Source organism: Vibrio sp. ABG19 (genome assembly GCF_029962385.1).
Taxonomy (GTDB): Bacteria; Pseudomonadota; Gammaproteobacteria; order Enterobacterales; family Vibrionaceae; genus Vibrio; species Vibrio ostreae.
The window spans coordinates 3,291,833-3,299,052 of sequence record NZ_CP071708.1 but is presented as its reverse complement, the minus strand read 5'-3'; the positions used below and the strand labels follow the sequence as shown (position 1 = coordinate 3,299,052).

The 7,220-nt window shown below is 51.6% G+C and carries 7 protein-coding genes; 6 read left to right on the top strand and 1 reads right to left on the bottom strand.

Translation table 11 applies throughout. The annotated features are described in order from the left end of the window. The first annotated feature begins 384 nt into the window (after positions 1-384). The 3 genes from J0X00_RS21170 (at position 385) to J0X00_RS21160 (ending at position 3,150) form a co-directional block, all read left to right on the top strand. Positions 385-1,350 carry an ABC transporter substrate-binding protein gene (locus J0X00_RS21170; RefSeq protein WP_136484412.1) on the top strand — a complete coding sequence of 322 codons (966 nt, stop codon included), beginning with the start codon at positions 385-387 and terminating at the stop codon, positions 1,348-1,350. Positions 1,351-1,438: 88 nt separating this feature from the next. Further along, positions 1,439-2,359, top strand: coding sequence for an ABC transporter permease (locus J0X00_RS21165; RefSeq protein ID WP_136484413.1), 921 nt, complete (start codon positions 1,439-1,441; stop codon positions 2,357-2,359). After that, positions 2,356-3,150 (top strand): ABC transporter ATP-binding protein, encoded by a 795-nt coding sequence (locus tag J0X00_RS21160; RefSeq protein ID WP_282477689.1) that lies wholly within the window; start codon positions 2,356-2,358, stop codon positions 3,148-3,150. Before J0X00_RS21165 ends, J0X00_RS21160 begins: the two co-directional genes overlap by 4 nt. Positions 3,151-3,217: 67 nt before the next feature. Here J0X00_RS21160 and dusC read toward each other — a convergent pair whose 3' ends face one another. After that, positions 3,218-4,177 carry a tRNA dihydrouridine(16) synthase DusC gene (gene dusC / locus J0X00_RS21155; protein WP_136484415.1) on the bottom strand — a complete coding sequence of 320 codons (960 nt, stop codon included), beginning with the start codon at positions 4,175-4,177 and terminating at the stop codon, positions 3,218-3,220. 203 nt (positions 4,178-4,380) lie between these two features. Here dusC and J0X00_RS21150 point away from each other — a divergent pair, with 203 nt between their 5' ends. The 3 genes from J0X00_RS21150 (at position 4,381) to J0X00_RS21140 (ending at position 7,206) form a co-directional block, all read left to right on the top strand. Beyond that, positions 4,381-5,010, top strand: a complete 630-nt coding sequence (locus J0X00_RS21150) for a YecA family protein (RefSeq protein WP_282477688.1) — start codon at positions 4,381-4,383, stop codon at positions 5,008-5,010. A gap of 170 nt (positions 5,011-5,180) precedes the next feature. Then, complete coding sequence (lolA, locus tag J0X00_RS21145; RefSeq protein WP_136484417.1) at positions 5,181-5,780, top strand: outer membrane lipoprotein chaperone LolA; 600 nt, start codon at positions 5,181-5,183, stop codon at positions 5,778-5,780. A gap of 76 nt (positions 5,781-5,856) precedes the next feature. After that, positions 5,857-7,206, top strand: coding sequence for a replication-associated recombination protein A (locus tag J0X00_RS21140; RefSeq protein ID WP_136484418.1), 1,350 nt, complete (start codon positions 5,857-5,859; stop codon positions 7,204-7,206). The last annotated feature ends 14 nt before the right edge of the window (positions 7,207-7,220 follow it).

Sequence of the window (7,220 nt, the reverse complement as noted above, 5' to 3'; positions counted from 1 at the left end):
CTAAGTTTAAATAATAGTCAACCAGTTGCTTTTTCTAATGGCTAATGGCTCTGAGATGACTGATGGCTCTAGTGCATCGCTCAGCGCTAATAAGATGGTGAGTTAGCTCAAAAACAGCAGCAGCCACGGCAGCTTCTTCAACTTAATTTACATGCGTGGCGCCGATAAGCGGCCCAGACGCCACATGCTCAAATAGTGAACTCTTCTCAAATTTGCGCGCGATACCATATTCCCAGCTCTCTTTTTGTTATTTTCCTGTTAACTCTCACTTCCCTTTCCCCGAACTAACTGGTAATAATGTTGTTAGTTGTACGCAGTGGATACAACAAACAAAAAAACACAACATAGCACTAAAATAAAAAAGCTTTATATCAAGGAGTTAAGATGAAAGCACGCAAAGCTATTGCGACCGCCGTTCTGGCGGGCGCTGCATTACTCTCGTCGCAAAGCATTATGGCGAAAACCGCCAAAGTCGCAGTATCACAAATTGTTGAACACCCGGCACTTGATGCCGCTCGTCAGGGCCTGTTAGATGGTTTGAAAGCCAAAGGTTATGAAGAGGGCAAAAACCTCGAATTTGATTTTAAAACCGCGCAGGGCAACCCGGCGATTGCCGTTCAAATCGCTCGTCAGTTTGTGGGTGAAAATCCCGATGTTCTGGTTGGGATCGCGACTCCGACCGCGCAGGCTCTGGTTGCAGCAACTAAATCTATCCCTATCGTTTTTACAGCAGTAACCGATCCTGTCGGCGCCAAACTGGTGAAGCAGATGGAACAGCCGGGCAAAAACGTCACCGGTCTGTCAGATCTTTCTCCGGTAGAGCAACATGTTGAACTGATTAAAGAGCTGATGCCAAACGTGAAATCGATTGGCGTGGTTTACAACCCGGGTGAGGCTAATGCGGTCAGCCTGATGGAGCTGCTCAAATCTTCTGCCGATAAACATGGCCTGACTCTGGTCGAAGCCACGGCACTGAAAAGTGCCGATGTTCAGTCAGCTACTCAAGCTATCGCTGCGAAGTCAGACATCATTTATGCGCTGATCGACAATACAGTGGCGAGTGCAATTGAAGGCATGATCGTGGCGGCCAACCAGGCGAAAACGCCGGTATTTGGTGCTGCAACCTCTTATGTTGAGCGTGGTGCTGTGGCAAGCCTTGGCTTTGACTACTACCAGATTGGTGTGCAGACCGCAGACTACGTAGCCAAAATCCTGGATGGTGCTAAACCGGGCAGCCTGAACGTTGAAATCGCGAAAGGTTCTGACCTGGTGATCAACAAAACCGCGGCCGACAAACTGGGTATGACCATTCCGCAATCCGTCCTGGATCGTGCGACCAGCGTAAAATAATAAATGGCAGTGCGGCAGTGAACTGTCGCGCTGAACCTGACTGAGCGGCCTGCGGGCCGCTCAGAATTAAGCAGAAAAGGGAGTTTGTATGTCTGCTTTTGCATTTTTTGGGGCCTTAGAAGTTGGCCTGATTTACGGGTTGGTTGCTTTGGGCGTTTATCTGACGTTCAGGGTGCTCGATTTTCCCGATTTGAGTGTCGATGGCAGTTTTCCGATGGGCGCAGCGGTTGCGGCTACCGCCATTGTATCGGGCATCGATCCTTGGCTGGCAACCGGCCTGGCGATCGTTGCTGGTATGGCAACGGGCTGGGTGACCGCCTTTCTGACCGTACGTTGTGGCATCTTGCATCTTTTGGCCTCGATTCTGACCATGATTGCCGCTTTCTCTATCAACATCCGCATCATGGGACGTCCGAACCTGGCACTGCTCGGGGAAGATACCATTCTGACACCGTTCGAAGCGATGGGTGATGCCATGTGGATTCGTCCGTTAGTGGTCGGTGTGCTGGTCGTTATCTCAGCGCTGTTTATTATTCGTCTGCTCAACAGTGACTTTGGCCTCGGTCTTCGTGCCACAGGCGTTAACGCGCGTATGGTGGCGGCTCAGGGGGCCAGCACAGCATTTTATACTTATTTTTGTCTGGCGATTTCAAATGGCTTTGTCGGTTTCGCCGGCGCACTTTTCGCTCAGACCAACAGTTTTGCCGATGTCACCTCAGGTGTCGGTACCATAGTGGTCGGCCTGGCCGCGGTTATTCTGGGTCAGACCTTGATCCCGGGGCGTAAAATCTGGGTCGCGGTGGTCGCTGTGATTGTCGGCTCGGTGTTGTACCGCCTGGCAGTGGCATTTGCTCTGAGTTCCGGTATGTTTGGCCTGCAGGCATCAGATCTGAACCTGGTGACCGCGGTCCTGGTTGCTGCAGCGCTGATCATGCCGCGTGTGAAACGCAATATGAAATCCAAAACACCAAAAAGCAAGCAGGGTAAGTCGTCAGGAGAAGCGGTATGATTCGGTTAGAAGATATTCAAGTGACCTTTAATCCCGGCACTATCCTCGAAAACCGCGCTCTGCGCGGCGTGAATCTTGAAGTTCCGGAGCATCAGTTCCTGACCGTGATTGGGTCGAACGGCGCCGGTAAATCGACGCTGCTTGGCGCTGTCACCGGTGAAACGCCGATGGTGGGCGGGCAAGTCTTGATTGATGACATTGATGTTACGCGCCAGAGTGTCGATCGCCGCGCAAATTTGTGTGCGCGGGTGTTTCAGGATCCGCTGGCCGGTACCTGTGGTGCCCTGACCATTGAAGAGAATATGGCGCTGGCCTACATGCGTGGTAAACGTCGTGGCTGGAAACATGCTTTGTCCAGCCATCGTCGTAAGTTGTTTCAGGAGCGGATCAGTATTCTGGGCTTAGGCCTCGAAGATCGCCTCGGTGACAGTATCGGTCTGTTATCCGGTGGTCAGCGTCAGGCTGTCAGTCTGGTGATGGCGACGCTATCGGACAGTAAGCTGTTGCTTTTAGATGAACATACTGCTGCGCTGGATCCGCGTATGGCGGCATTCATCATCGATCTGACCAAGAAAATCGTGACCGAGTTTAATCTGACGGTGATGATGGTCACCCACTCGATGAAAGATGCATTGGCGTGTGGTGATCGCACTGTCATGCTGCATCAGGGTAATATCGTTCTGGATGTGTCAGGTGAGCAGCGTGCCAATATGGATGTGCCGGATCTGCTGGAGATGTTCTCCAAAGTGCGCGGTGAAGAGTTGTCTGATGATAGTCTGCTGCTGAGCTAGTTGGTCGCTGACGACATATGAGTGAAAGATTCAGGCCCCGGGTGAGTCATCCGGGGCCTGATTTATTTTAAGCGCTTTGCGTTGCTAGTTCATCGCGGTAACGCTTGAAATGGTCAACAATAGGTTCGACCTGAGTCATGGTGCGGATTTCGCGGAACAGGTCAGCCGCTTGCGGATAGGCCTGACGCAGGTAAGAAAACCACTGTTTAACCCGGTTAGGATAGTACTTCCCTTTGTCGCCGCGCACTTCGTAGGCGGAATACTTGAGCAGCAGATCCACCACTTCGTTCCATGGCATGGCTGTGTGGTTGTGCTTAACAATATTACCCAGGTTAGGTATGTTCAATGCACCCCGGCACACCATCAGCGAATCGACTCCGGTGGTTTCGATACAGGCCTGTCCATCCTGATAGTTCCAGATTTCACCGTTGGCAATCAGCGGTAATGACGTTTTCTGGCGAATCTGGTCAATGTAATGCCATTTAATTTCATTCGCTTTGTAGCCGCCGGCTTTGGTACGGGCATGTACGGTGAGTTCATCGGCTTTTGCCTGTTGCACGGCATCGACAATTTCAAAGCAGTCATCAGGATTTTCCCAGCCGAGACGAATTTTGGCCGTTACCGGGATATCAGCAGGTACCGCCTCACGGCAGGCTTTGATCACCTGGTAAATCAGTTCAGGATGTTGCAGCAGTGCTGCACCGCCTTTGCTCTGGTTGACCATCTTTGCCGGGCAGCCGAAGTTCAGGTCAACGCCACATGCGCCCAGTTCCGCCGCGCGAATGGCATTTTCTGCCATCCAGTGCGGATCCTGACCCAGTAGCTGAACCTTGACCGGGACGCCGGATGCGGTTTGTGAGTTTTGTTTCAACTCCGGACAGAGACGATAAAACACATGGTCCGGTAATGGCTGGCTGACCACGCGCACAAACTCAGTCACACAGAAATCGTAATCGTTAATCTGTGTCAGCATTTCACGCATCAGGTGATCCAGTACGCCCTCCATCGGGCCTAAAATTACTCGCATAGTGTGTTTTATCATTGCCGTTCAAAATGGAGGCGAGATTGTAGTGTGGCGTACCCCAAATGTCACGTCATACCCGGTTAGCAAGGCGGTTGTTATTGGTTTTGTTGGCCAGTAAGCCAGCAGTTGTGAGGAAATCGGCACACACAAGCGGGTCAGTTTGGGTATAATGCCGCTTTCGCCATTGATGAAATATAAGAGACCCCATGAGCTATCAGCTAGTCAATCTGACTCAGGATGAGTGTGACCAATCACCGTTGTTTGTTGAAGGTGCAGTATATGCCGCCAATCTGGCGACGAAACCGCTCGACCCTGAAGAATGGTTGCAAGCCGTGTTTGGTGAGCATGCCAGTGCGATTAAACCAGCTGTCGTGGAGCAAATCCATGCTCAGTACAATCAGTTAAAGCAGAACAGCTACGGCTTGCTGGCACTATTGGCAGCGCAACCTGAGTCCAGTGAAGAGGCGTTGGCTGATTTTGCCGAAGGTTTTATGAATGTCTGGCCGCACGTTGAGCCGTTGTGGCATGAAGTCCATCTGTCAGATGGATCGGTGCGTATGCTGCAAGCTCTGCTGACGACCCTGATGCTGGCGATTGATGAAGAGCAGACGCACGCGGAAATGAAAGCGGCAGGCTACGATTCACCGCCCGACCTGGCCTCGATGATCAAGCAGTTGGATCTGATGGTCCATGAAGTTGCTCTGGCTGCCGATGAAGCCATGCTTGGTTCAAAAGCGCAGAGTATAAATCCATTTAAAGATATCGGCCGTAATGACGCCTGTCCTTGTGGCAGTGGCAAAAAGTTTAAGCAGTGCTGCGGATTGGCTGTTGGCTGATCTCGTCGTGCTAAGTGGATGATATAGGCACCGGATAGCGAATCACCATGCCGTGAGTTTTTTATGGCCTTGATTGTGGTGAATCGAACTTTTCCCACACAGGATTGACACAATAAGAAAGTAAAACGCCTATAACTTTCTTATCCCCAATAGCTAGGAGCTGTGACAGAATGAACAAATGGCTAGCACTGTGTTTTTGCAGTTTTTCCGTTTTCGCCTCACCCAAAGAGACATTGAGTGAACGTCTGGCGATGACCGAGGGTTTTAGTGCTAAATTTGAGCAACAGGTAGTCAGCCCGGACGGTGACGTCGTGATGGAAGGCAACGGTGAAGTGGATATTGCCCGCCCGAGCCTGTTCCGCTGGCAGACTGAAGCGCCAGATGAAAACTTGTTAGTCTCAGACGGCAAGTCATTGTGGTACTACAGTCCGTTCATTGAACAGGTGACGATTTATGATCAAGCGCAGGCCACAGAACAGACGCCGTTTGTTCTGCTGACCCGTAACCGCGCCAGTGATTGGGACGCATACCGGGTTGAAGAAAACGGCGATGTGTTTACCCTCACGCCAACGGCCGTTGATTCCAATCAAGGCCAGTTCCAAATCACCATTAACAACGCTGGTGTCGTCAAAGGCTTCAATGTGATTGAGCAGGACGGCCAGAAAAGTCTTTTCACCTTTGATGATGTTACGCAGCAAACACCACCGAAGAGTCGTTTCACCTTTAAAGTGCCGGATGGCGTAGAAGTGGACGATCAGCGCTCAGAGTAATCACTCTGTGACGTACGGATTTCACCTATACGACAAGCTGGTACTAGAGTAGCGATAACCTGAGTAACGGATAACCTTGAGTAATTACAATTTCGACTTTGCCGGGGATGAGGATTTTCGTCCCCTGGCTGCACGCATGCGACCGCAAACCGTTGACCAGTATATTGGCCAACAGCATATTCTCGGACCGGGTAAACCGCTGCGCCGGGCGCTGGAGGCAGGTCAAATCCACTCAATGATTTTGTGGGGGCCGCCCGGCACCGGTAAAACCACCTTAGCTGAAGTGGCCGCGAATTATGCCAACGCGGAAGTCGAACGTGTCTCTGCGGTGACCTCAGGGGTAAAAGAGATTCGGGCTGCGATTGAAAAAGCGCGTGAGAACAAACTGGCGGGCAGACGGACCATTTTGTTTGTCGACGAGGTGCATCGTTTTAACAAATCGCAGCAGGATGCTTTCTTACCGCATATCGAAGATGGCACGGTGACCTTCATCGGAGCGACCACTGAGAACCCGTCATTCGAACTCAATAACGCATTGTTATCGCGTGCGCGGGTTTACAAACTGACATCGCTCAGCAAAGACGAAATCCTGCAGGCGCTTAATCAGGCGATCGCCGATAGCGAACGCGGGCTGGGCAAAGAGACAGCTCAGTTTCACGATCAGGTTTTGGAACGTTTGGCAGAACTGGTGAACGGCGATGCCCGTATGTCCCTCAATTATCTTGAGCTGCTGTATGATATGGCGGAGCAGGATGAGCAGGGTGTCAAACAGGTCACGATCAGTTTGCTGGCCGAAGTGGCCGGTGAAAAAGTGGCGCGCTTCGATAACAAGGGTGACATTTGGTATGACCTGATTTCTGCGCTACACAAATCGATTCGTGGTTCAAATCCGGACGGCGCCTTGTACTGGGCAGCGCGAATGATCAGCGCTGGGTGCGATCCGCTGTATATTGCCCGCCGTTTACTGGCGATCGCATCAGAAGATATTGGCAATGCCGATCCACGTGCGATGCAGGTTGCTTTATCGGCCTGGGATTGCTTCCATCGGGTCGGTGCTTATGAAGGAACCCGCGCCATTGCCCAGGCGATTGTCTATCTCGCGTGTGCGCCCAAAAGCAATGCCGTTTATACCGCCTGGGCTCAGGCCCTCAATGACGCCCAAAATCTGCCGGAGTTTGAAGTGCCGATCCATCTGCGTAACGCGCCGACCAAGCTGATGAAAGAGATGGGGTATGGCGAAGAGTACCGTTACGCCCATGACGAACCGGGTGCTTATGCCGCCGGTGAACGTTACCTGCCACCGGAAATGACCGGAACTCGCTACTATGAGCCAACCAAACGGGGCTTAGAAACCAAGATTGGTGAAAAGTTAGATTATCTGGCCGACCTGGACGCAAAAAGCCCACGAAAGCGCTATGAAAAGTAGTCACTTTTCGTTAT